The sequence below is a fragment of the Jatrophihabitans sp. genome (genome assembly GCA_036389035.1).
In the GTDB taxonomy this organism is placed as follows: Bacteria; Actinomycetota; Actinomycetes; order Mycobacteriales; family Jatrophihabitantaceae; genus Jatrophihabitans_A.
This window is the reverse complement of record DASVQQ010000007.1, coordinates 276,887-301,812: the sequence shown is the minus strand read 5'-3', so window position 1 is coordinate 301,812 and position 24,926 is coordinate 276,887. Positions and strand designations below refer to the sequence as shown.

Annotated in this window: 21 protein-coding genes; 12 read left to right on the top strand and 9 right to left on the bottom strand. The window is 71.2% G+C overall.

Going from position 1 to position 24,926, the window contains the following annotated elements; genetic code table 11:
• Positions 1-43: 43 nt before the first annotated feature.
• Genes VF557_03990 through VF557_03980 form a run of 3 tightly spaced genes read right to left on the bottom strand, consistent with a single transcriptional unit; the run spans position 44 to position 3,639 of the window.
• Complete coding sequence (locus tag VF557_03990) at positions 44-1,474, bottom strand: metallopeptidase TldD-related protein (GenBank protein HEX8079348.1); 1,431 nt, start codon at positions 1,472-1,474, stop codon at positions 44-46.
• The gene (locus VF557_03985) at positions 1,471-2,976 is read right to left on the bottom strand and encodes a TldD/PmbA family protein (protein HEX8079347.1); all 1,506 of its coding nucleotides are present in this window, start codon (positions 2,974-2,976) and stop codon (positions 1,471-1,473) included. Before VF557_03985 ends, VF557_03990 begins: the two co-directional genes overlap by 4 nt.
• A gap of 3 nt (positions 2,977-2,979) precedes the next feature.
• Entirely contained in the window at positions 2,980-3,639 is a 660-nt protein-coding gene (locus VF557_03980; GenBank protein HEX8079346.1) for a hypothetical protein, read from the bottom strand.
• Positions 3,640-3,840: 201 nt separating this feature from the next.
• Between VF557_03980 and VF557_03975 the strand changes: the two genes are divergently transcribed.
• From VF557_03975 to VF557_03955, 5 genes are read left to right on the top strand one after another with little or no spacing between them, the layout of a single operon-like run.
• Positions 3,841-4,674, top strand: coding sequence for a crotonobetainyl-CoA--carnitine CoA-transferase (locus tag VF557_03975; GenBank protein HEX8079345.1), 834 nt, complete (start codon positions 3,841-3,843; stop codon positions 4,672-4,674).
• Entirely contained in the window at positions 4,671-5,948 is a 1,278-nt protein-coding gene (locus VF557_03970; protein ID HEX8079344.1) for a cysteine desulfurase, read from the top strand. The genes VF557_03975 and VF557_03970 overlap by 4 nt, the downstream gene beginning before the upstream one ends.
• Before the next feature lie 12 nt (positions 5,949-5,960).
• A complete protein-coding gene (locus tag VF557_03965) occupies positions 5,961-6,845 on the top strand; it encodes a class I SAM-dependent methyltransferase (GenBank protein HEX8079343.1) in 885 nt (294 codons plus the stop codon).
• Complete coding sequence (locus tag VF557_03960) at positions 6,842-7,972, top strand: PLP-dependent aspartate aminotransferase family protein (protein HEX8079342.1); 1,131 nt, start codon at positions 6,842-6,844, stop codon at positions 7,970-7,972. The genes VF557_03965 and VF557_03960 overlap by 4 nt, the downstream gene beginning before the upstream one ends.
• Before the next feature lies 1 nt (position 7,973).
• Positions 7,974-8,927 (top strand): homocysteine S-methyltransferase family protein, encoded by a 954-nt coding sequence (locus VF557_03955; GenBank protein HEX8079341.1) that lies wholly within the window; start codon positions 7,974-7,976, stop codon positions 8,925-8,927.
• Between the two features lie 190 nt (positions 8,928-9,117).
• Here the strand turns inward: VF557_03955 and VF557_03950 are convergent, their stop codons facing one another.
• Positions 9,118-9,744, bottom strand: coding sequence for a winged helix-turn-helix transcriptional regulator (locus VF557_03950; protein ID HEX8079340.1), 627 nt, complete (start codon positions 9,742-9,744; stop codon positions 9,118-9,120).
• Between the two features lie 579 nt (positions 9,745-10,323).
• On the opposite strand from VF557_03950, the gene VF557_03945 reads away from it, so the two are divergent.
• From VF557_03945 to VF557_03915, 7 genes are all read left to right on the top strand, one after another.
• Positions 10,324-10,623, top strand: coding sequence for a helix-turn-helix transcriptional regulator (locus tag VF557_03945; GenBank protein ID HEX8079339.1), 300 nt, complete (start codon positions 10,324-10,326; stop codon positions 10,621-10,623).
• 431 nt (positions 10,624-11,054) lie between these two features.
• Positions 11,055-12,029 carry a DUF1702 family protein gene (locus VF557_03940; protein ID HEX8079338.1) on the top strand — a complete coding sequence of 325 codons (975 nt, stop codon included), beginning with the start codon at positions 11,055-11,057 and terminating at the stop codon, positions 12,027-12,029.
• Entirely contained in the window at positions 12,026-13,936 is a 1,911-nt protein-coding gene (locus VF557_03935) for a VCBS repeat-containing protein (protein HEX8079337.1), read from the top strand. The genes VF557_03940 and VF557_03935 overlap by 4 nt, the downstream gene beginning before the upstream one ends.
• Positions 13,933-14,988, top strand: coding sequence for an enediyne biosynthesis protein UnbU (locus VF557_03930; GenBank protein ID HEX8079336.1), 1,056 nt, complete (start codon positions 13,933-13,935; stop codon positions 14,986-14,988). Before VF557_03935 ends, VF557_03930 begins: the two co-directional genes overlap by 4 nt.
• Positions 14,985-20,678 (top strand): SDR family NAD(P)-dependent oxidoreductase, encoded by a 5,694-nt coding sequence (locus tag VF557_03925; protein ID HEX8079335.1) that lies wholly within the window; start codon positions 14,985-14,987, stop codon positions 20,676-20,678. Before VF557_03930 ends, VF557_03925 begins: the two co-directional genes overlap by 4 nt.
• On the top strand, positions 20,665-21,105 hold the full coding sequence (locus VF557_03920; GenBank protein HEX8079334.1) for an acyl-CoA thioesterase: 441 nt from the start codon (positions 20,665-20,667) through the stop codon (positions 21,103-21,105). Before VF557_03925 ends, VF557_03920 begins: the two co-directional genes overlap by 14 nt.
• Positions 21,106-21,173: 68 nt before the next feature.
• Positions 21,174-22,106 carry a hypothetical protein gene (locus VF557_03915; GenBank protein ID HEX8079333.1) on the top strand — a complete coding sequence of 311 codons (933 nt, stop codon included), beginning with the start codon at positions 21,174-21,176 and terminating at the stop codon, positions 22,104-22,106.
• Between the two features lie 8 nt (positions 22,107-22,114).
• On the opposite strand, the gene VF557_03910 is transcribed toward VF557_03915, so the two are convergent.
• The 5 genes from VF557_03910 to VF557_03890 form a co-directional block, all read right to left on the bottom strand.
• Complete coding sequence (locus VF557_03910) at positions 22,115-22,480, bottom strand: Rv3654c family TadE-like protein (protein ID HEX8079332.1); 366 nt, start codon at positions 22,478-22,480, stop codon at positions 22,115-22,117.
• Entirely contained in the window at positions 22,477-22,836 is a 360-nt protein-coding gene (locus tag VF557_03905) for a TadE family type IV pilus minor pilin (protein HEX8079331.1), read from the bottom strand. Before VF557_03905 ends, VF557_03910 begins: the two co-directional genes overlap by 4 nt.
• Entirely contained in the window at positions 22,833-23,045 is a 213-nt protein-coding gene (locus tag VF557_03900) for a DUF4244 domain-containing protein (GenBank protein HEX8079330.1), read from the bottom strand. Before VF557_03900 ends, VF557_03905 begins: the two co-directional genes overlap by 4 nt.
• A gap of 169 nt (positions 23,046-23,214) precedes the next feature.
• A complete protein-coding gene (locus tag VF557_03895) occupies positions 23,215-23,616 on the bottom strand; it encodes an MmcQ/YjbR family DNA-binding protein (protein HEX8079329.1) in 402 nt (133 codons plus the stop codon).
• A gap of 516 nt (positions 23,617-24,132) precedes the next feature.
• Entirely contained in the window at positions 24,133-24,888 is a 756-nt protein-coding gene (locus tag VF557_03890; GenBank protein HEX8079328.1) for an NAD(P)H-binding protein, read from the bottom strand.
• Between the last annotated feature and the right edge of the window lie 38 nt (positions 24,889-24,926).

Here is a 24,926-nt window from a genome sequence, read left to right as displayed (position 1 = left end):
TCTCCAGGTCGCGTGGGCCATCGAGGACGGCCGTCCGGTGGGCTCACCGCGACACCGCCGAGACGTCGAAGTCCCGCACCCGCAGCGCGGGCATCGCCACCCGGGTGACGTGCTCACCCCATTCGCGCGGCAGCGTCGGCTCGCTCCGGCCGACCTCGCTCACCCGGCCCAGCAGCTCGACCGGGCTCTCGTTGAAGCGGAAGTCGGGCAGCCTGGCCACCACCTCACCATGCTCGACGAGATACCCGCCGTCCCGGGTGAGGCCGGTGACCAGCAACCGCTGGGGATCGACGTCGCGCAGGTACCAGACCGAGGTGACCAGCAGGGCTCGCTCGGTACGCGCGATCAGCTCCGCCAGCGCGGCGTCACCGCCGCCCTCCAGCACCAGGTTGGCTATCTCGGCGCTCGGGTGCTGCCCGGTGAGCCGCGCCGTCCGCCGGGTCTGGACCAGCGCGGTGAGGACGCCGTCGGTGATCCAGCTGGTGGGCCGCAGTGGCAGGCCGTTGTCCAGGACGGACGTCCGATCGGTGGACGCGCGGGTGAGCAGGACCGGCGCGCACTCCAGTCCCGGCTCAGCGGGGTCGCTGCGCAGCGTCAGGGCGGCCGGGCTGAGCCGTTGCCCCAGCAGGGCGCCGCCGCCGGAACGGCTGAAGGGTCCCTGCCCGCCGGCCGCCTCGCCGGCTCCGGCCGCCTGGTACAGCTGCAGCATCAGGTCGGCGACGGCGGCCGGCGCCAGCAGCACCTCGTACTTTCCCGGCCAAAGCTCGGCACGGCGGGACGTCCAGCCGAGCTGCTGGTCGAGCTGGGCGCGAAGTGAGCCCACGTCGAGGTCCGCGACGCACGCCGTGCCCACGCCACGCCAGGCCGAGGCCCCGGCTCGGGTGGCGACCAGGTCGAGGAGTCCCCTGGGCTGCTCGTGACGCAGCAGCAGGCCGCTGGAGGACGCCAGGTAGGTCGTGCTCACCTGCTGCTCGGCGTAGCCGGAGAGGCTGGAGCGCGGTGAGCCGGCGCGCTCGATGGCAGCGCCCGCTTTCGCCGCGAACCGGGCCAGCACCCCGGCGTCCGACTCGGCCGGCGGCAGGGCCCAGTCCTCGGCCGCCGAGCCGGTGATCAGCGATTCGGCCGGCTCTGCGCAGTCACCGCGGGCGGCCTGCTTCGCCCTGGCGACCAGATCCTCCAGCGAGGAATCGTCCAGTGCTCCGGAGTGCGAGGCGACCCCGGCGGACGGGCCGCGGACACACACCACGGTGAACCGGCGCGAGCGGGCCGCGCCATTGGTGGTCAGCGAGTCGGCTGCCCAGCGGACGTGCACCGTGCTGCTGTCCTCGGCGATCGCGACGCAGTCGTCGCAGTCGGCGGCCAGCCGCAGGGCTGTGAGCGCCAACTCCTGCGGGCTCCGGGCCGCCGGCGCGCGCTGCTCGTCCAGCGCTGTTCTCGTGGCCGGCGCGGCCCTCATCGCCGGCGCGGTCCTCATGACCGGCGCTCCCCGCCGACCCGCTCGACCCGGACGCCGCTGAACACGGCGGCGGGGCAGCCGTGACTGGCGGCGGCCACCTGCACCGGTTGGCCCTTTCCACACAGGTCAGCGCCGAAGAGCCCGTACGTGGCAGGGCCGCCCAGCGCGGCCAATCCGCCCCAGAACCCGGTCGTCTCGCCCTGATAGGCGACGCCGCTGAGCTGGCCGTCGAGGCGGCCGGAACGGATCCGGTGACAGCGCTGCGCCGTGAACTGGAAGTGCTCGCGCCGCGGATCGATGGACCAGCTGTTCGCCCCGGCGAGGTAGATGCCGTCCTCCACCCCCGAGATCAGCCCCGCGACGTCCGGGCCGCCGGCCGCGGGTCGCAGGCAGACATTGGGCATTCGGGCCAGCGGCGGGTACTCGGCCGATTCGGCGAAGCTGCACCCGGTCGACCGGGACGCGCCGGCGAGGGCCGCGGTGCGCCGGTCGGTCTGCAGGCCGATCAGCACCCCGTCGCGCACCAGTTCCCACGACTGCGCGGCGACGCCCTCGTCATCGACCCCGATCGTCGCGAGCCCGTGCTCGGTGGTGCGGTCCGCCGTCACATTCATCAGCGGCGCGCCGAAGCGCAACGTCCCGGGTCCGTCGGGAGTCACGAAGGTCGTTCCGGCATAGGACGCCTCGTGGCCGAGGGCGCGGTCGAGCTCGGTGGCGTGGCCGACCGTCTCGTGAATGGTGAGCCACAGGTTCGAGGCGTCGATCACCAGGTCATAGCTGCCCGGTCGCACCGGCCGGGCACGCGACTTGGCTGCCAGTTGCTCCGGCAGTTCGGCGAGCTCGGCGTCGAAGTCCCAGCCTGCTCCGCCCAGGTACTCCCAGCCCCGCCCGGTCGGCGGGCCCGCGGTCCGCAATGACGCGGGCTCACCTCCCACGGCCCTGCCGAAGGCGGTCACCATGGGATGGACGCGGACCCGTTGCTGGATCACCGCAGCACCTGCCGCGTCCGCGTAGAAGCGGTTCTCCCGCACCGCGGTGAACAGCGCCAGCACGTGCTCGACGGCCGAGGAGTTCAGCAGCCGGTGGCTCCAGCCGGCCAGTAGCGCGGCACGTTCGGTTTCGGGAACGTCGAACGGGTCGATGTCATAGGGGGAAACCCAGCTGGTCCGGGGACAGGTGGCTTCCTCGGCCAGGGTCACCGGCGCGCGCCGGAGCGGGCGGCAGGCGATGGCCACCTCGACCGCCTGCCGCGCGGCCCCGGCCGCGGCCTCGGTGGTCAGCTCGGCAGCGGCGGCATATCCCCAGGTGCCGTCATACACCAGCCGCACCCCCAGCCCGATGTCCACCGAGTCACTGGCCGCCTCGACGACCCCGTCGCGCAACCGGAGCCGGCCGGTGCGGGTGCGCAGGATTCGGAACGAGGCGTCCCGCGCTCCCAGCTCGCCGGCGCGGGTGAGCGCGGCATGGGCGAGTGGTTCCAGTGGGAGCGCCAGGAACGAGGGGTCGACGGCACGCCGCATGGGCTAGAGCAGCAGGTCTGCGAGGTCGAGAGCCCTGAGCATCCGCGCGCCGAAATCGCAGTACCACACCCGCTCGCCGTCCCAGGTGAGCCCGGTCGGATGGCCCTGCACCTCGGCCGAGGCGATGTGCGCGCCGGTCCCGGCCTCGATCGCGTGCAGCATCGCGGTGTTGAACTCGCCGAACAGGATGATCCCGTCGGCATAGGTCAGCCCCGACGGCCCCTCCCCAGGCACCCGGTACTCCCGCTGAACCGTCATGGCGGGATAGTCCCTGAGTTGCACGACATTGGGCTCGCGCAGCACCAGCCACAACCCTTCGGGGCCGAACTCGACGCCGGTCACCCGGCCGCTGGCCGGAAGGATCTTCCGGCGGCCGGTGACGTCACCGCTGGCCGGGTCGACGAGCACGAGCTGCTTGGGCCGGCCGCCGACCTGGCAGAGCATGGACCCGTCGAAGGCCAGGTCGGCCCGCACGTCGTCGCAGCGGTAGGTGCGCGTCACGCGGCCGGTGGCGCGGTCGATGGCGTAGATCCTCGCCGCCTCCTGGTCGGAGTGCCACAGCTGCTCGCCATCCCAGGTGAGCCCGCAGAGGTACCTGCCGGGCGTCGGGAGCCAGTTCGGGCCAGCGCCGGTGATGCTCTGCTTACCGCCCGGGATGCTCACGACGCCACCTCTCGGTCATCCACAACCTCGAACCATTAACCTAGCGATAAACTAGTAGTAATTCAACGGTTGCCTCACATCCTCGGCACCGCTCTGGAACCGCCGAGGTAGCGCTTTAACCGATCCAGTCAGGCTTTCACGCGAGATCTATCCCGTCAGCAGATAGCAAGGCTCCTGATCAGTACTATAGAATCTAAAAGCATGACGGAGGGCGTGCGCGACTACGGACGGCCAGCGGTGAGCGCCGCGGCGACCACCGACCTGGTCGCGGATCTGCTCACCGTCGCCCAGCGTTGCCGGGACCGGAACGGCCGCGGCGCGGGGTGGCCCCCGGTCGACGTCGCCCAGCTCGCGGACCTCGTGGTGACGGTCGACGAGGACTTCTGCCGCGAGGTGGCCGATCGTTACGAGCGCGCTCCCCGGCTGGCCTATGACCAGGTGCTGGCGCGTCGCTATGACCGGCTGAAGCAGGAGAGCCGGCAACAGTACGAGGACGTGCTCGAAGCCGGCATCGAGGTCGAACCCTGGCTGGGCTCGGGCCCGCCCTATCGCGACTCCGACGAGTTGGTGCGGCTGGTCCGGGAGACCAGGAACATTCGGGTGCTGCTCACCCGGGATGAGCACGGGCCGCCCGGTGGCGACGGCTTTCACCCGCTGCGCGAACCGTCGGGGGTCACCGTCGCGGGGGTGCCGCTGCTCTACAACGACCTGGTCCGGACGGTCCACGACCTGTTCGGGCACGTGATGTTCGGGGCCGGCTTCGGGCTGGCCGGCGAGCTCAAGGCGGCGTACTGCCACCTGGCGCTGCACTCCGAGGACGCCCAGGACGTGCTGTTCAACGAACAGGTCGCCCAGATCTGCTGGTTCTACGCCGGCCCGCATCTGCGCGATCGCGCCGGCCGGCTGCGCAGGCCGGGTGAGCGTGGTTATCTCACCCGCCGGAGGCGACCGTACCCGGAACAGAAGGTCTATCCGCCTGACGCCGAGGAGCTTGCGGGGTTTTGGCGGATGTTCTCCCTGAGGCAGGCGGCATGAGCCGGATGAAGACCCGCGAGGACTCCCCCGCGCTGCGCCCGGAATCGGTCAGGAAGGACTTCCCGATCCTGGCCAGAACCGCCCCGCTCGCCTACCTCGACAACGCCGCGACGACGCACAAGCCGTGGCCGGTGCTCGATGCGATGACCGAGTACTACTGCACCAGCAATAGCAACGTGGGCCGTGGCTACTACCGGTTGAGCATGGAGTCCACGGCTTGCCTGGACCAGGCCCGCCTGGTCGTGGGGTCCGCGATCGGCGCCCGATCGCCGCACGAGGTGGTGTTCACCTCCGGCACCACCGACGCCATGAACCTGCTGGCCGACACCCTGGGCCGCCAGCGGGTGAGCCACGGCGACCGGATCGTGGTCACCGGGATGGAGCACAACAGCAACCTGCTTCCGTGGCGGCGGCTGTGCGAGCGGACCGGCGCGCAGCTGATGGTAGTTCCGGTGAACGCGGCCGGCCGGGTGGAGCTGTCCGACTTCGAGGCGGCGATGGGCCCGGACGTGCGGGTGGCTGCCGTCTCGCACGTCTCGAACGTGCTGGGCACGGTCAACCCGATCCGCGAGCTGGCGGTGGCGGCGCACCGGCACGGGACCCCGCTGGTGGTCGACGGCGCCCAGGCCGTGCCGCACTGGCCGGTGGACGTCGCCGACCTCGGCGCCGACTTCTACTGCTTCTCCGGGCACAAGGCCTACGGCCCGATGGGGGTGGGCGTCCTCTACGGCCGGCACGAGCTGCTGTCCACCCTGCCGCCGTACCAGGTCGGCGGCGGCACCGTGAAGGGCGTCACCTTCACCGCGCCCGTCGACTACGTCCCGGCGCCCGAGCGGCTGGAGGCCGGCACGCCGAATGTGGCCGGAGCCGTCGGGCTGGCCGCTGCCCTGACCTACCTTCAGGACCTGGGCTGGGACGCCGTCCGGCGCCACGACGAGCACCTGGTACGCGGCCTCGTCGACGCTGTCGGCGACCTCGACCGGGTGCACGTGATCGGTGACCCCGCCGGCCAGCCGAGCGGCATCGTCTCCCTGGTCGTCGAGGGGATCCACCCCTACGACGTCGGCGGGCACCTGGACCGGCTCGGCATCGCCGTCCGCTGCGGCGTGCACTGCGCCAGCACCTTCCTCGACGACTTAGGGCTGGTGGGCACGGTGCGGGTCTCGTTCGCGGTCTACAACACCGAGTCCGAGGTCGACCGGCTGTGCCACGCCCTGGCGACGGTACGCCCCGGCGACTGGACCAGGGATCACCCCACTACTCGGTTCCTCTAGCTGGGAGTCAGCATGACCGCGACAGTGATGGACGCCCTCGCCCACCGCGACCAGCAGCGCGCTGTCTGGGACCACGTCAGTCAGGGTTGGCTTCGCTGGCAGCCGGAGTTCGAGCAGGGCGCGAGCGCGGTGACGGCACGGCTGCTCGACCTGGCCGGGATCACCGCGGGGCAGTCGGTCCTCGACATCGGATCCGGCATCGGCGAGCCCGCGCTGTCCGCGGCACGGGCCGTCGGGCCGTCGGGAAGGGTCCTCGGCGTGGACCTGTCACCGGCGATGGTCGCGGCCGCCCGCGACGCGGCCGCCCGGTCGGCGAGCGTCGAAGCCGGCGAGGTCGAGTTCCTGGTCGGTGACCTGGAAAGCGCGGAACTCCCGCCCCGGTCCTTCGATGCCGCGCTCAGCCGGTGGGGCCTGATGTTCGCGGCCGATCGGCTGGAGCTGCTGCGGGTGACCGCCGGCCTGCTCAGGCCCGGTGGGGTGCTGGCAGCCGCCACCTGGGGTCAGCCACCGGACGTGCCGATCATCAGCCTGGCGTTCCGGGTGATCTCCCGGCACCTCGGGTTGCCGCCGCCGCCACCGGGGCCCGGGCCCTTCTCGATGTCAGACCCTCGGGTGGTGCGGGCTGAACTGGAACAGGCCGGCTTCACCGAGGTCGACATCACCGAGCTGGTGGCGCCGTTCAGGTTCGACTCCGTCGAGGACTTCGGAGGATTCTCCCGCGACGTGCTGCCGCCAGGGCTCAAGCAGCGCCTTGCTGAGCAGTGCGGCTCGGTCGACGATGCCGGGGTGTGGAACGCCTTCGCCGCCGCGGCGCGGGAGTTCGAGACGGCGCAGGCAACGGTGTCGCTGCCGTCGGTCAGCCTGTGCGTGCGCGCCGTGGCAGCAGGTGACGCATGAGGTTCGACACGCTGCTGGTGCAGTCGGGGCAGCGCCCGACGTCCGGCGCCGGGGACGCGGTTCCTCCGATCCACCTGGCAGCCACCTACGAGCGAAACGTCCAGGATCCGCAGCGTTACTACTACGGACGCGGTGAGAACCCCACCCGTGAGGAACTCGAGGAGTGCCTGGCCGCGCTGGAGGACGCCGGCTTCGCCACCGTCTTCGCCTCCGGGCAGGCAGCGGCGTCGGCGGTGCTGTCGCTGCTGTCGGCAGGCCAGCGCGTGGTGAGCTGCGATGACGTCTACAGCGGCACCGACGCCCTGCTGGCTCTGATCGAGCGCGCCGGCGTCGAGGTTCACCGGACCGACCTGTCTGATCCGGGACGCGCCGCTGAGGCGCTCGGCGCCGGCAGCCGCCTGGACCTGGTGTGGATCGAAACGCCGACCAACCCGCTGCTCAAGATCGTCGACCTGGAGACGGTGTGCCGGTTGGCCCACGACCGGGGCGCGCTGGTGGTGGTCGACAACACCCTGGCCAGCCCGGCGTTGCAACAACCGCTGCGCTGGGCCGACATCAGCCTGTACAGCACTACCAAATCGATCTCGGGGCACCTTGACGTGCTCGGTGGCGCGCTGGTCTACCACGACGAGCGCCTGCACGAACGGCTCAGGACCCACCGCACCGTGGTCGGCAACGTTCCCGGGGCACTCGACTGCTATCTGATCCGCCGGGGACTGAAGACGCTCTCGCTCAGGGTCGCGCGTCAGGTCGAGTCGGCGGCGCTCGTGCTGGCCGCGCTTGAAGATAAGCCGTCGGTGGGCGCGATCCACTACCCGGGGCTGAGCGCGCATCCCGGGCACCGGATCGCCGCCCGCCAGATGTCGGCGTTCGGCTCGATCATCAGTTTCGAGTACCTGGGCGATCACACCAAGCTGCTCGAGCAGGTGCGGGTGTTCGCCGCGGCGGTGAGCCTGGGCGGCGTCCAGTCGCTGATCGAGTGCCCGGCCTCGATGAGCCATGCCGCGATCGCAAGGCAGGCGCTGCTGTCCAGGGGCGTCTCCGAAAACCTCGTCCGGCTCTCGATCGGCATCGAGGACCCCGTCGACCTGGTGGCCGACCTGCGCGCGGCGCTGCGGGCGGGTTGAGATGCCGACCGAGAACGCGTTTCCGATGTGCCTGGACGGAGGTACGGCGACCGAGCTGCAGCGAGCCGGGCTGCCGATGGCCGCGCCCTGGTGGACCAGCGCGGCGTTGCGGACCGAGCAGTGGCGCAGGGTGTTGCGCTCGGCGCACGCCGACTACCTTCGGGCAGGCGCTGAAGTGCTGACGGCCAACACGTTTCGCTGCAACCTGCGCGCCCTGCGCGCGACCGGGCTCGACGCGGCCGGGCCGAGCTGGTTCGTGCAGGCCGCGGTGGGGGTGGCGGCGGCCGCGCGCAACGACGTCCCTTCCTCCGGCGCGCTGATCGCGGGTTCGATGGCGCCGGTCGAGGACTGCTACCGCCCGGAGCTGGTGCCGCCGGACGAGGAGCTGCGGGTCGAGCACCGGTGGCTCGCGACCGAGCTGGTGCGGGCAGGCGTGGACCTGGTCCTCATCGAGACGATGAACACCCTGCGCGAGGCACGCATCGCCCTGCAGGAGGTGCTGGCGGCCGGCGGCCGCGCGTGGGTCAGCTTCGTCTGCGCCGACGGCGGGCGGCTGCTGTCCGGCGAGTCGGTAGCCGCGGCGGCCCGGACGGTGGAGGCCGACGGCGCCGAGGTGGTGCTGGTCAACTGCACCGCGCTCGCCGAGACCGAGGACTGCCTGCGGCTGTTGGGCGAGCGGTGTCACGGCCCGTTCGGCGCCTACCCCAACCTGGAGGACCGCGGCGCCCTCCCGCGGGGCGCCGGTCCGGCCGCGATGCTGCCTGCCGCGGCAAGCCCGGCCGAGTTCGCGGACACGCTGCGACGCTGGCACCGGGAGCTGGGCGCGAGCGTGCTGGGCGGATGCTGCGGGACGAGCCCTGCGCACATCGCCGCTCTCAACGACCGGCTCAGGCGTTCAGCGACCGGCTCGGATCAGCAGCGCCTCAATCACCGACGAGCAGCGGCCCGATCCTGACGGCGCTGCCGTCGGGCGGCGGCAGCCGGGCGTCGGTCCCGAACGACGCCCGGCTGCGCTGCACCGTTGCGTAGTTCCTGCGAGAGGTTCAGCCGGACTGCGCATCGCCGACCCTGGGACGTTGACCGGTCCGCTCGAATTAACGATACATTCTTAAAGTCTTATGCACCCGAGCCTCAGCCGTGACGGCTCAGGCTCGGGCCGCCTCGGCCAAGGACCAGGTCTCCAGGCCGAGCAGCGCACAGGCGCGCAACACCGCTTCACCGCTGTCGTCGCCGACCAGGCTGAGCTTGCCGGTGACCATCGCCGCCAGCGGGCTCACCTCCCGGGAGCCGATCCGCACGAAGGTGGCGGCGTCGGTGGTCACGATCACCGCGGGCTGCTCGGCCGGCCCGGCGACGGTGCGAGCGATGCCTTCGCGGATGTCGATGTAGAACACCTCGTCGTCGATGCGGAATTCGTACTGCTCGTCCACCGGCTGGGGTTCGGGGTCGATCATCGCCTCGACCGCGAGCAGCGCCCAGGTGGCCCGCACCTCGTACTCCGAGGAGAGTTCGCCATGCTGCAGACCCCAGCGAGCCATGCTCAGCACGATAGGACGCAGCTCCTGGCCGGCCTCGGTGAGCTCGTAGGTCTGCCGCTTGCCGTTGTCACTGACGTTCGCCCGGCGAACCAGCCCCTTGTCGATAAGGAACTTCAAACGCTCGGCGAGCAGGTTGGTGCCCACGCCCGGCAGGTCGTTGAGGAGCTCGCCATAACGCCGGGGGCGCACCAGGAGCTCCCGGACGAGCAGCAAGGTCCATCGCTCACCGATCACATCGAGAGCGGCGGCCAGTCCGCAGTACTGTTGGTAAGTTCGTTTAGTATTCATTGCTATCGAAAATGATACCACGTAGAGTGACCGCCCACCTGTCCGGACGGCGTGTCATCGCCCCTGACAGCGACCCGCCCGAGGGCCGCCGGCCACTGCCTCGACCCGGCGGGCCGGCCGGTGCAACCGCTCACCTGCGATCGGTCGGTGTTGTACTCCCCGATAGCGGTTCAGACTTCTTCGGTCTTGCCAACCTCGGCGATAGGGGCTACTGCCGTCTAGCGGTTTGGGGGGGTTCGCTGGCAAGCTGAGTGAGCCGAAGCCACACCGTCGGCGCCAGTGATCGGGGCAGCCACGGTTCTCGCAGAAGAGGGGGGACGGGGTCTACAGCTGCCGCCTGGTTGGGCGGCGACACCTACCGCTGAGCGGGCGCGCTCGACCCATCCCCGCCACCCAAAGGCCGCCACTGTAATGGATCACAAGATGGCTCACAGCCCACCCGGCGAGGTACGAAGCGCGCCACGGCCGGCGCATCCCTGGACGGCCCGGCTGCGTGAAGACGCCGTGCGGCGCGTGGTTCTCGTCATGCATGAGCGCCTCGGTGAAGACCTCTGCCTTACCGAGATGGCCGAGATCGCCTCGATGAGCGTCTACCACTTCGCGCGGGTGTTCCGTGAGCAGACCGGGTTGCCGCCCGCGACCTACCTCGCCGCGCTGAGACTGAGCGAGGCCAAACGGCTGTTGATCGAGACCTCGCTGAGCGTGGCCGACATCTGCTCCAGGGTCGGCTACAACAGCATCGGAACCTTCACCTCGCGGTTCACCCAGGTCGTGGGCATGTCACCTGGAAAGTTCCGCTCCGTCAACGCCAAGAAGCGGGCGTGACAGGCGCGCCGTCCTGGTGCATCTGACGACTGGCACGACGACATTCTCTGATCGATCGCCCGTGCGTCGAGATGGTTGGCGCCTGGTTGAAGATTCGCAACTCAGGAGAAGAGTCGCGCCGCGCCGACATGGCAGTATCGCCGCAGGCGAAGCTTCTGAGATCCTCGCTGACCCATAGCGGAATTCCCTTCCTGTCGCAGGTAATAACCCCTCGCAGACAGCGCAAGCGCCCGTGGGTGAGCGGACGGCCAGGCAGGTGACGCCTGTAACGGGCGCCGAACAGCCGTGCGTCCCAATCCATCCGGCAATGTCCGCCGCACACCGCTGCCTCAAGGCAGGGATGACCGCTGCGCGGATACCGGCCAGCCGGGTACCCAGTTCACTATGACTTTCAGTTCTGTCGACTTTCGGTTTCTGTCGAGGAGCGGCGCATGCGTCTACCAGTGGTCCTGCCTCTTCGGCTCGCGGATTTCGAACGTCGTGGTTTCCGGACCGACCGGCCCGAGGCTCGGGCCGTGCTGGAACGCGCCGCCACCAGTTTTATCGCCGGATACAACGTCGCCGCGCGCTCGTCGTCCACCGAGAACTCGCACCGCGACCTGCAGGATTTCGCTGACGAGCATCGCGGCTTCGGTTACGAGGGCGCAGGCATGCACGCGGCACTCGCGGACCTGACCTCGCCCCGGGCGCCTGCCGCGCTCCGCTCCCTGGCAGCCGGCCCCGGGCAGGACTACAGCTACCTGATCCATGTCGGCGCGGGCTGGCCGCTGTCCCTGCTGCGCGTTCCCTACGTGCTGCGGCTGCCCACCACCCCCCTGCTGCGCTGGCTCGCGGTGGACGGCGCCGCGTTCGGAGCGGTGTTCTTCGGCGGGCAACGCGTCCTGCGACGGATCTGCGACGCCAGGCCCGGACCACTCTGGCGAACCCGGGTCGCCGGCGCGGGCCGCGCCGCGTGGTTCCAGCAATCCGCCGACGTCGCCGGGGTCGCGCGGCTGATCGGGGAGCAGAACCCTGCCGCCGCGGCTGACCTGTGGGCCGGGATCGGGTTGGCGTGCGGGTACGCCGGCCCCACCGACGCCGCCGGGCGCGCGGCCCTGCGGGAAGCGTCCGGTCGGCATCTGGACTGGTTGCGCCAGGGAGTGCTGTTCGCCGCGGCCGCGCGGGACCGCGCCGGGATAGTGCCGCCGCATACCCGGGACGCCTGCCGCGAACTGGTCGGCATCGACGTCGAGCAGGCCACCCGGTGGGCTGACGACGCCTGTGCGGACCTGCTACATCGAGAAGATGTGGCCGGCTATGACCTGTGGCGGGACCGGCTGATCCAGCGCGCTGCCCGGCAGCCCATGACCGGCGACGCCTACGTCGCCGACTCCGGAACCGGCGCCGGGAGCTGGGGCGTCGCATGAGCCGGGATGCGCTACGCCGGGTACTGGCCAGTGCCATCGTGGCCGCCACGATCGTCGCGGTGGGGCTGATCACCATGCACCCCGGCGCGTCCGCACAGGAGCGCAGCGCCCTGGTGGATCGCTTCGGGTTCCGCCAGCTACCCGCCAACGACCGTCCGGCGAACCCGCAGACCCAGCGCCAGGTCGCGCCGAGGCTGGAAGGCATCCGGCAGTGGATCTCCGCTGTCGGCGCGGCCGTCGCCATCACCGACCTGCGCGGCCTCGGCCGGCCCGCCGACATGTGCCTGGTGGACCCGCGGGACGACTCGGTGAGAGTCTCCGGAGTGCCGGGTAGCGAGTCCGGCTCCTACCCCGGCTTCGTGCTCGAGCCGACCGGACTCGCCTATGACGACACAATGGCGCCGATGGGGTGCGTACCCGCCGACGTCAACGAGGATGGCGGCCTCGATTTCATCGTCTACTACTGGGGACGCTCGCCGGTGCTGTTCCTCAACAAGAGCCCGCGTCCGGCAGGGCCGCCGAGCAGGAGTGACTTCACTGCCGCTGAGCTGATCACCCCGATGCAGGTGTGGAACACCACGGCTGTCAACGTCGGTGATCTCGACGGCTCCGGACACCTCTCGGTGATCGTCGGCAACTACTTCCCCGATGGCGCTCGGGTGCTGGACCCCGACGCGCACGACGACCCGCGGATGCGCATGCAGGACGGGATGGGTCTGGCCCGCAACGCCGGCGGCGGACGGATCCTGAGGCTCACCCCGACCGGAGAGCCGGGAGCGGCGCCCCGGGTCACCGACCTCAGCAGCGCGTTGCCCCACGACGCCAGGCACTCCTGGACGCTGGCCATCGGCTTGCAGGACCTGACCGGCGCCCTGCTGCCCTCGATCTACTTGGCCAACGACTTCGGCCCCGACCAGCTCCTGATCAACTGCTCCACCGCCGGGCGGCTGTGCCTGCGCCAGGTCAAGGGCGCTCGCACCTGGACCCAGCCCAAGTCCGAGGTGCTGGGGCGTGACTCGTTCAAAGGCATGGGCGTCACGTTCAGCTACACCCACGGAACCGGGCTGCCGACCATCCTGGTCAGCAACATCACCAGCGAATGGGCTTTGCAGGAAAGCAACCTGGTCTTCGTCCCGACCGGCACCCAGGCCGACGTCGCCGCCGGGGCGTTGCCCTACCGGGAACGAAGCGAAGCGCTCGGGCTGGCGCGAAGCGGCTGGTCCTGGGACATCAAGGCGGGGGACTTCGACAACTCCGGCACCGATGAGTACCTGCAGGCCGAGGGATTCGTCCGTGGCAGCAACGGCAAATGGGCACAGCTCCAGGAGCTGGCGATGGGCATGCCGGAGTTGTTGAGATTCCCCGAGGTGTGGCCCACCGTGCGGCAGGGCGACGACCTGTCCGGTGACGATCAGAACCGCTTCTACGTCCGGACGTCGGACCAGCGCTACACCGACATCGCCGCCGAGCTCTCGCTCGAGCAGCCCGGCGTCAGCCGCGGGCTCGCGCTCGGTGATGTCAACGGCGACGGCAAGCTCGATGCCCTGGTGGCCAACCAGTTCGCCGATTCCTCGGTGCTGCTGAACACCGCTGCCTCGACCAACCCGGGCGCGGACCTGCGCCTGGTGCGGCGCACCGCGGCCGGGGCCGAGGTCGCGGCGATCGGCGCGACGGTCACGACGACGTCGGCCGCCGGGCTGCCACCCCAGAAGTCCCAGCTGTACTACGCCAACGGGCACGCCGGAGTCTCCGCGGCCGAAGTGCACCTGGCCCTGCCGGCTACCGGCTCGATGCATGCCGAGGTTGCCTGGCGAAGCGTTGATGGCGTGCGCACCGCGGGCATCCAGGTCACGCCCGGGCACCACACCGTGGTGCTGCACGACGACGGAGAGGTGACGCTACGGTGACCGACATCCTGCACCAGACGGCTACCGCCCAGCCTGTCCGCACGCCGCCGGAGGCGGTGCCCGTCGCCGCGCCACCGGTCGCCGAGAAGCCGGCGCCAACCTCGACCGCGACTGTCCCCGCCCAGCCCAAGCCTGTCGACAAGCGGGTCAAGGCGCTGACCCGCTTCGCGGTGTCCATCTCGGTGCTCACCGTGCTCGGCCAGGCGTTTCTCGGCTTCGAGCAGTCCCCGATCACCCCAGTGGTATGCCTGCTTGCCTCCTACGCCTCGGCGCTGGCCTTCGAGGCGGTCGACAGCTGGGCCTACCGCCGCCGCCCCGAGTACGCCGGCAGTGGCCGGAAGCTCTTCGAGTTCCTGCTGCCACCGCACATCACCGCGCTGGCCTGCGCGATGCTGCTCTACGGCAATGCCGACCTGTGGCCGTACGTGTTCGCGGTCATCGTCGGCAACGGCAGCAAGTACCTGTTCCGGGTGCGCGTCAACGGCCGGCTCAAGCACTTCCTCAACCCGTCCAACACCGGCATCGCAGTCACCCTGCTGCTCTTTCACTGGGTCGGGATAGCTCCGCCGTACCAGTTCACCAACAACTATCACCTCATCGTGCCCTGGGCGCTGCCGCTGGGCATCCTGATGCTCGGCACCATGCTCAACAGCAAGCTGACCGGCAAGATGCCGCTCATCCTCGCGTGGGTCGCCGGCTTCGTCGGGCAGGCCGTCGTGCGCTGGGCGCTGGATCAGACAGCGCTCATCTCGGCGCTGATGCCACTGACCGGTGTCGCTTTCATCCTGTTCACCAACTACATGATCACCGATCCGGGCTCGACGCCGTTCACCCGCCGCGGGCAGATCATCTTCGGCCTGAGCACCGCGGCGGTCTACGGCGTGCTGCTCTGGAACGGCGTGGTGTTCGGGCTGTTCTTCGCGCTGGTGATCACCTGCGTCCTTCGCGGCCTGGTGCTGGTGACAGCGCCGTCGGCCCGCCGGCTGCGCGCCAGGCTGCGCCCACCGGCGCCGCCGCGCCCGGCTGTCAGGGCCGTAGAGGTCAAGCCATGAACGCTGCGGCCGACGTTCCGGTCGTGGTGGGGCTGGCCTGCCGCTATCCCGACGCGCCGTCACCGGACGCGTTGTGGCACACGGTGCTCACCGGCCGGCGGGCGTTTCGCGCGATGCCCGAGCAGCGGCTGTCGGGCGCCTACCTCGGCGACGGCCCGGACCAGACCTACCTGCGCCAGGCGGCCGTGCTCGAGGACTGGACGTTCGACCGCCGGCGGTTCCAGGTTCCGCCGCACGTGCACAGCGCCTGCGATCCCTCGCACTGGCTCGCGCTGGAGACAGCCGCCGCCGCGCTGGCCGACGCCGGGCTCGGCAACGGATCGGGCTTCGACAAGCGTCGGGTCGCGGTGATCGTCGGCAACACCCTGACCGGGGAGTTCAGCCGCACCGCCCAGATACGGCACCGATTGCCCTTTCTCAAGCGGCTGGTCAGCGACGCGTTGCACTCGGCGGGCGCGGACGCCCAGTTGCGGGACCGGACCCTGACCGAACTCAGCACGCGGGTCCTGGACACCTTCACCGAACCCAACGAAGAGAGCCTGGCCGGCGCGCTGTCCAACACCATCGCCGGGCGGATCTGCAATCACTTCGACTTCGGCGGCGGCGGGTACACCGTCGACGGCGCGTGCGCGTCCAGCCTGCTGGCCATCACCACCGGCTGCCGGTTGCTGGCCACCGGCGAGGCAGACGTGGTGCTGGCCGGTGGGGTGGATCTGAGCCTGGATCCCCTTGAGCTCGTGGGTTTCGCCCGGTTGGGCGCCCTCGCCAGCAACGACATGCGAGTCTTCGACGCCAACCCGACCGGCTTCCTGCCCGGTGAGGGTTGCGGCATGGTGGTCCTGATGCGTGCCGCGGACGCCGGCGCCCACAGCCTTCGCCCGTACGCCGAGGTGGCCGGCTGGGGAGTCTCCTCCGACGGCTCCGGTGGCATCACCAGGCCGGAGGCCGACGGGCAGGCCCGTGCCATCGCCGCGGCGTACGCGATGACCCGCCTGGAGCCCGGTGACGTCCGCCTGATCGAAGGCCACGGCACCGGAACCGCGGTCGGCGACGCGGTGGAGTTGGCGGCCCTGAACCGGATCCGCGGCACCGCACCCGCGGCGCTGGGCTCGATCAAGGCCAACATCGGCCACACCAAGGCCGCCGCCGGCGCGGCATCCTTCATCAAGGCCGTGCTCGCGGTGCACCGGCGGATTCTTCCACCGGCCACCGGAGTCCAGACCCCGCACCCGCTGCTCGACCCCGACATCAGCGGCCTGAAGCTGCTCAGCGAGCCGGCGGCGTGGCCGGACGGGCCGGCGCACGCGGGCATATCCTCAGCAGGCTTCGGCGGGATCAACAGCCACGTGCTCATCTCGGGACGGGCGACCGAGGTCACCGGCCCGCGGCGGCCGGCGGCGCCGCGCTGGCAGGCCCGGCCCAGGCCCCGTCCCGGATTCGAGCTGTTGCCGCTCCGCGCGCACAGCCAGGATGAGCTCGGCCGGCTGCTGTCACTCGTCCACGAGCGTGCCGAGCAGTGGTCGGCCGCCGAGTTCGTCGACGTCGCCAACACCTGTGCCCAGACCTACTCGGGGCTGAGCGGAGCGCGCGCCGTGCTGATCGCGCGCACGCCGGACGAGGCCGCCACCGCCGCCGCGAAGGCGCTGACCCGGCTGGGTGATCTGTGGACCGGCTCCCGGTCGCCCCTGATCGACGACGCCGCCGGCTTCGTGCTGGCCGCCGGACGGACCCCCCGACTGGGTTTGCTCTTTCCCGGTCAGGCGGCACCGGTGCGCACCGGGCTCTCGTCCTGGGCCGGCGAGCTCGCGGTTCCGGACTTCAGCCCGGCACTGGAGATCCACGACGGCGCTCGCGGCACCGAGCAGGCGCAGCCGGCCATCATGCGGCAATCGCTGGCCGCGCTCGAATGGCTCGAACGGATGGGCGTGGTTGCCGAGGCGGCCACCGGGCACAGCCTGGGCGACCTCGCCGCGCTGTGCTGGGCAGGCGCGATCGAACCGGCCGCGGCGCTGCGATTGGCCGAGCGTCGCGGGCAGATCATGGCTGCACACGGCCGCGCGGGCACCGGCATGACCAGCGTGCGGGCGGACACCTCGACGGTCACCGCCCTGCTCGACGGGATCGATGCCAGCATCGCCTGCCACAACGGACCGCTGCACACGGTGATCGCCGGCCCGCTCACCGCCCTGGAGGAGTTCCAGTCCCGGGCCACCGCCCGCGGTATCGGTTGCACACCCCTGAATGTCTCCCACGCCTTTCACACCGAGGCGATGCGGCCGGCCGTCGAGCACCTCGAGGCCTGCCTGCGGGAGGTCCGCTGGTCCGAGCCCAACGGCGTGGTCATCTCCAGCGTCACCGGCGCCCCGCTACCTCCCGAGGAGGACCTGGCGCGCCTGCTGTCCCGGCAGCTGCTGCGACCGGTCGCCTTCTCGGCCGCGCTGCGGCAGCTTGCCGACCGGTGCGATCTGCTGCTCGAGGTAGGACCCGGCACGACGTTGCAGGGGTTGGCAGCCGAATGCGCGGACCTGCCGGTGTTGAGCTGTGACGCCGGCGGATCGGAGCGGACTGCCGCGGTCACCGCCGCGACCCTGGCCGCGGGCGGCTGGGCGAGCCTGCGCGACTGGCGCGGCCAGCGCTGGTTCCGGCTGCGCACCGTGGAGCAGACGACGAGCTTTCTGGTCAACCCCTGCGAAGCGGACCAGCACCTGCCCTCGGTCAGTGCCGCCGTCGCGCCGGCGGCGTTGCTCACGCCGACCGCTCCCGCCGTCGAACGGCCGGCGCCGGCGGCCTCGGACGCTCCCCGGCCCGCGGGCCCGGACACCCTCACCGAGCTGCGGACGCTGTTCGCGCGACGGGCCGACGTCGCGCCGCACACCCTGGACAGCGAGTCCTCACCGCTGCGCGATCTGCACATGAGCTCGCTGGAGGTACGCCGCTGCATTGCCACGGTCTGCGCCCAGCGGCAGGTGGTCACACCGGATTCGGCGCTGTCACTGTCAGACGCGACGCTGGCCCAGATCGCCGAGGTCATCGATGGCCTGCCCGGCCTCGACGGGCGAACCCGGTCGGCGCGGGTCGACGGTGTCCGTCGCTGGCTCGAGCCGTTCGAACACCGGTGGGAGCCCTGGGAGCCTGTGCCGCTGCCAGCCGGGGGGGCGGCTACGGTGCTCGACCTGCCTGCCCAGGCAGGGCTCGCGGGACTGGCCGCGCGGCTACCCGCCGCCCTGGCGCACCCCGGACAACCCCTGGTGCTGCGGCACATCGGGCATCCCGGAGCCGCGGCGCTGGGGCGCGGCCTGGCACTCGAACTGCCTGGCGCCGCCGTGACCGTGCTGGACGAGTCCGTCCGCGGCTGGCCCGGTGAGGTGGCCGACCTCGCCGCGGCCGACGGTTACGCCGAGCTGCGCGTCACCCCGTCCGGAGCGCTGGAGCGCCGGGTCACCCGACGCCGGGACCGTCGAGCGGCCGCGCCGCTGAATTTCGCCGGCACCGACATCATCCTGGTCACCGGTGGGGCCGCCGGCCTGACCGCCCGGTGCGCCGCCGAGCTGGCAGCGCGCCGGGGCGGCCGCCTGGTGGTGCTGGGACGCAGCCCGGCATCGGCGCCCGCCGTCACGGAGTCGCTGGAGCGGCTGCGCTCCCTCGGCGCTGAACTCGACGACAAGCAGCGGCTGGACTACGAGCAATGTGACCTGACCGAACCTGGAGCGGTGCGCAGCCTGGTCTCGCGGTTGCGCGCCGAGGGCGAGATCACCGGCCTGGTGCACGGCGCCGCGGTGAACCTGCCCCGGTTGCTGCCCGCCGTCACCGCCGACTCGCTCGCCGCGGCCTGGGCGCCGAAGGTCGAGGGCGCTCGCGAGCTGCTGGAGGCGACCGGTGACACCCTGCGGCTGGTCGTCGGCTTCGGCTCGATCATCGGCTGCTTCGGTCTGGCCGGCGAGACCGACTACGCCGTCGCCAACGAGGGCATGCGGCAGCTGCTGGAGAGTTGGGCGGCCGCGCACCCGGTGGCCCGGGTCCGCGTTCTGGAGTGGTCGGTGTGGGCCGAGCTGGGGATGGGGGCACGGATGCAGGTGCTCGATGACCTGCGCCGGGCGGGCGTCGAACCGATCCTGCCGGCCGAGGGCATCGAGGAATTCCTGCGGCTGGTGGACGAAGCCGACCCGCCCGTCACCACCCTGGTCGCCAGTCGCTTCCCGCCGACAGCCACCGCGACCGTGCTGGGGCCGGCGGTGGACGTCGCCGACCGGACCGGCCGGTTCGTCGAGGACGTCCGGGTCCAGACGCCCGGAGTGGAGATCGTCACCGACAGCCGGCTGACCTACGGCGATGACCTCTACCTGCGCGATCACCAGATCGACGGCGCCAGCGTGCTGCCCGCGGTGCTGGGCTTGGAGGCCTTCGCCCAACTGGGCGCCACCCTCGGCCTGCCGGCCGGGCCGCTCAGCTTCGAGGACCTGAGCCTGACCGCGCCCGTCGACGTCGCGGACAGCGGCTCCACGGTGCTTCGGGTGGCGGCACTTCGAGTCGCCGGCGAGCCAGGGACGAGTGGGATGCGCATCGACGCCGTGGCGCGAAGCGAGGCCGACGGCTTCGCCTCCGACCGGATCGCGGCGACCCTGCGACCGGCGGCGGCCCTGGGGACGACGGCGCCGGCCGACGCGCCGGCCGGACTCGACCCGGCCGGGGTGCACTCGCTGTACGGGTCGACGCTGTTCCACGGCGGCGGGTTGCGCCGGGTCGGCCGCTACGACTTGCTCAGCGCCTACCGGGTGCGCGCCTGGATTCGCGCCGACCCGCACGCCAAATGGTTCTCCTCCTTCCACAGCAGCCGGATCCGGCTGTGGGACCCCGGCCTGCTCGACGCCGCGATGCACGTCCTGCTGCCCACCGTGCCTTCCCGGCTCGCCCTGCCGGTGGGCTGTGACCGTCTCGAGGTGGCGCAACCACCGGAGGGTTGGCTGCACGTCGCGGCCACCGAGCTGTCGCACACCGAGGACGAGTACGTCTTCGACGTCACGGTCAGCGCGCCGTCCGGAGCGGTGGTGTGCCGGTGGTCCGGACTACGCCTGCGCGCCGTGGCAAGCCGTGCCTTCTCCGACGGGTTGCCGCTCGAGCTGGTGGGCCCGTGGCTGTCCCGGCGTGCCGAGAACGCCCGACTCGGCCGGATCGACATCGTGACCGGCCCCGGCCGGCGAGCGGATGCCGACGCGACCGCCATGCTCGCGGCGTTGTCCGGTGGCCCCGTCGAGCACGACGCGCAGGGCCGGCCGAGGAGCGCGACCGGTCAGCTGAGCGCCTCCTATGCCGGCGGCGCTGTGCTGGCCGGCTTCGCGCCGGTGGCGTTCGGCCTGGACTGGCAACGGCCGCTGGACATCCCGGCGACCGACTGGCCGGGTTGTCTCACGGCAGCCGACCGGGCGCTGATCGGGCCGCTCAGCCGCGATCTCGACGAGTCCGAAGCCGTCGTGTCGACCCGGATCTGGTGCGCGCGCGAGGCGATCCGTAAGGCGACCGGCGTGGACGGCGCACTGGTGCTGGATGGGGTGCGGCCCAATGGTGACTGCCTGTTCAGCTCGGGCCCAGCGCGGGTGCTCACCGCCGGCGTGCCGATCGCGGGCATCGGCGAGATGATCTGCGGCGTCGCCGGCATTGCAGGCATCGCGGGCCCCGGCCATGACGGCCGGTAGCCACGGCGCCCCGGGTGTGACGGCCTACAGCTACCGGCACCGGGTCACGTTCGCCGAGACGAACGTGGTGGGAAACGTCTACTTCTCCCACTACCTGGAGTGGCAGGGGCAGTGCCGCGAGAGCTTTCTGTTCGAGCACGCGCCCAAGGTCAGCCAGGACATCCTCACAGGCACGCTGGTGCTGGTCACCGTCAGCTGCGCGATGGACTACTTCGAGGAGTGCTACGCCGGCGACGAGGTGGTGATCGAGATGAGCCCCGGGGGCATCGTCTCGAGCCGGGCGCGAATGTGCTTTCGCTACCGCAGCGCAGCCGTCGACATCGCCCGCGGCGAGCAGACGGTGGCCTGCATGTCCCGTGGCCCGGACGGCCTGGTGCCGGTGCCGGTGCCGGGCGAGCTCGTCGCCGCGATGCGGCGCTTCGAGTGAATTCTTTTCCACCACATTCGATCTCTGACGACCCGAGAGGCACCGAGATGGTCAGTACCGACCCCGCAGTGAGGTCCGCAGCCGAGGGAACGCAGGCCGACCGTGACCTGGACCGGCGGACGCCCAACCGCAGCCTGATAGTCCTGAGCAGCGTGCTGCTGGGGGCGCTGATCGCCCTGCTCTGGTCGGTCAAGTTGGTGGACTCCGACATCGGGCACAACGTCGCCAACGGCCTGCTCGGCCAGGAGGCCCAGCAGGTCGATCTCACCTCGACCGTGACCGCGCTGGTCTTCGCCTTCGTCACCGGCCTGGCCGGCACCTTCACCGCCTGCAACGTCGCGGTCTTCAGCGCGATCGCACCGAGCGTTCGCGACGGCTCGACCCGCCGTGGCAGCGTCCGCCGGGCGTTGCAGCCACTGGGCTGGCTCACGCTCAGCGCGGTGGTGGTCACCAGCCTGTACGGCGTGCTGGCGACCGTGCTTGGCGACCGGCTTCCGCAGCTGTCGACCCGAGTCGTCGACGGCATCCCGGTGCGGCTGTGGCAATCGGTCGTGGTGTTCAGCGTGATCGGCCTGGTTCTGCTGTACCTCGGACTGGCAGCCCTTCGGCTGGTGCCCGATCCGCTCGCCGGCGTGACCGCCCGCTGGCCGCAGACCCCGTACGTGGTGCTGGGCGTGCTGCTGGGCGCGTTCACCATCGGGCGCCCGTGGCCGATGTTCGACCGGTTGTTCCGGCATGCCGCGGACACCGGCAACCCGCTGCTGGTGAGCGGGGCGCTGGCACTGGTGATCATCGGCAACATGCTCCTGATGGCGGCTTTGTTGCTGCTGCTGTCGATGACGCGATTCCCCCGCTGGCTACAGGCCGTTCCGTCGCGAATCGTCGCCGCGACCTCCTTCGCGTTGCTCGCCGGGGGCGCGTTCACCCTGATTTACTGGGGTTGGCGAGTGCCGGCACGAGTGGGTTACTACGGGTGGTTCCCGACAGTGCCGTGGAGCTGACGGGCCGGTCAGGACATTCGTCCGGCTCGTGACCAGGAAGTCAGGGTGCGGGCGCCCACGAGTGGAAGGCTGACCGTGCGGCGCACGGTCAGCACCACGGTCCCGCTGCGCCCGGACCGGTCGAGCCGGATGGCGCAGGACACCAGCACCGCCGCGTTGGCCGCGGCGATCCGGGAGGCGGCGGCACACGGTTGCGGTGTCCGGCCGATCTCTTGCGCCGCTGCCAGCGCCGTCAGGTCCGCCGCGTGCTGCAGCCGGTGCCGGGCCAGCACCGCCGAGCCACGCGCCGTCATCACCATGGCCACGCTCAGGATCACCGCTCCGAACGCGAGCACCCAGATCGTCGCCGCGCCTCGATCTGAGCGCCGACTCAAGGCCGAACGCCCGGCTCAGTGGCCGCCACCGCGGTCTCGGTGATCGACACCGGCGGCAGCCAACTCACCGGGCGCAGCGCCAACCGCACGCTGACCCTGGTGTCCGAGGCCGAGGAGTCGATGCCGAGCACCACCGGCGCGCCCGCCGCCGTCCGCGCCCGCTCGGCAGCCGCGGCCGGATCACCCCGGGCAACCGCCCGGGCCGCCTCACCGGCCGCGTCGGCGCAACGCACCCGAGCCTGTCCGACACCGACCGCGGCGACCCCGACCACGGTGAGCAGGGCCAGCACCGGCAAGCTCATCGCCGTCTCGGCCGTCACCATGCCGGCGTCCGAGCGCCACCGCCCACCGATCACAGCGAGACGTTGAGCGCCGAGGTGATGATCTCCGACAGCGCCGTGCGCACCGCCGGACTCTGCACCACCTTGAACAGCACCGCCGCGAACGCCACCGCTGCCACCGTGCCGACCGCGTACTCCGCCGTCGCCATCCCGGCCTCGGCATCGCCTTCGATCCCCGCCTGGGTCCGTTCGCGTTCCCGGTGAATCCTGCTCATCACGCTCATGCTCAGCTCCTTCGACGATGACCCCCGAGGTGGGGGTGCACTGCGAGCCTGGCAGCGCGGCACGGACAGTTCAGGGTCCTGAGCTCAGATGTGGACGAGCACCCCGGCTGTGGGTAACCGGACGCTATGCGGCTGACAAACGGTCGCGTGTCGCATATGGACAGCCCGCCTACCCCGCGTCCTCCCTCAGTCCTGATAAGGGGCGTGGAACGTTGTCGATGTCTACGAGGTCGTTTGGGGCTCGCATCCGCCAGGCGTCGGTCACCAGCTCTTCCAGGCGCTCGACGTCCACCTTGTCCAGTCGCAGCATCACCAGGGGTGATCCGTCGTAGGAGGGCGTGGTGAAGAAAGCCTCGGGCTCGCCGAGCAAGAGCGCCTGCTTCTCGGCCTCGTCACCGACGAACAGCACTGCGATATCGGTTCGGATCAGTCGCGCCTGGCCCGGCCGGCGCTCGGGATAGGACCAGACAAATCCCTTGTTCGCTACTCGGAAGTCGAACCCATCGCTGTCGATCTCCACCACCTGAGGCAGGGCGAGCGCTATCCGGCGCACGTCCTCGGCATTAGCCATCGATGTGGCCTTCGGATCGCTTCACCCACACCCGCCCAGGTTAAGCGGCGACCCTGGCCTGTTACCGACGAAGTCGCCAGAACCCAACGGTCAACGGCGCCGGCCGGTCAGGTCGGATCCGTTCAGGCTGCGGATTGGTCGCGGAGGGCCTTGGCGGTGGCGTAGTCGAGGCCCCATGCAGCACTCGCTGACCGACTAGCCAAGGTCACCTCACAGAGCGGCAGGCGGGCAATCCGCCCGGCCTGCCGCTCTGCCTGGGGGCCTGGGTTTGTCAGCCCGCATAGCGCCGGTAACCGAGTGGCTGGGCACAGGGGCTTACGCGTCGGCCCGGCGCAACCGCCAGGCGGCGATCGCGGTCAGGGCCGCTGCTGGAGCCGGGTCAGCCGGGCGGGTCGAACGGCAGCGCGCCGGCCGGCCCGGGTCGGGAGGGCGATCTGCTGGCCACGGCGCTCAGCTGACGGGCGCTCAGCCGGCGGTCAGCCGGCGGTCAGCTGACGGGCGCGCTCACGGGCGCGCTCAGCTGGCGGCCGGCCCGGCGCTCGGCCCGCCCGAACGCAGCCAGTCCTCGAAGCTCTGGCTGCCGCGGGTGTAGCCCTGGCCGGCCGGCAACAACCCGCCCCGGGCGGCTGCGCCCAGTACCGGCACGGGGACGACCAGGCGGCGCCGGCCACGAGCACGCCCGACCTGGCGGACCAGCTCGACCAGCTCACGCTCCTGTGGCCCGGCCATGTCAGGCGCTCGTCCCACGGCAGGCCCGAGGGCCAGCTCGACCAGCCGGGCGGCCACCTCGTGGGCGGCCACCGGCTGCACCCGCAGCCGAGGAACCACTGCCACCGGGCCCGGGCTGCGAGCCAGCAGTTGCTCGGCGAACTCGTGGAACTGGGTGGCGCGCAGCACCGTCCACGGCAGGTCGCCGTTGCGGATGAGCTCCTCCTGGCTGAGCTTGCCCGCGTAGTAGCCCCAACCGACCCGGTCCACGCCCACGATCGACAGCGCGAGATGGTGCCGCACCCCGGCCCGGGCGCCGGCCTCCAGCAGCCGGGTGGTGCCGGTGGTGAAGAACCGCACCGAGCGCTTCTTCGAGAGGGTGGCCACGTTGCTGACATCGAGGACCACCTCGGCCCCGGCGAGCGCGGCGCTCAGGCCGGCGCCCGTCGTGAGGTCGACCCCGCGCGAGCGGGTCAGCACCACCGGCTCGTGCCCGGCCTGCTCGACCAGGCTGACTACGTGCCGCCCGATCAGGCCGGTGCCACCCGCTACCGCCACTCGCACGCCGGCACCTCCTCACCGGCGACGATAGCCCGTCACCG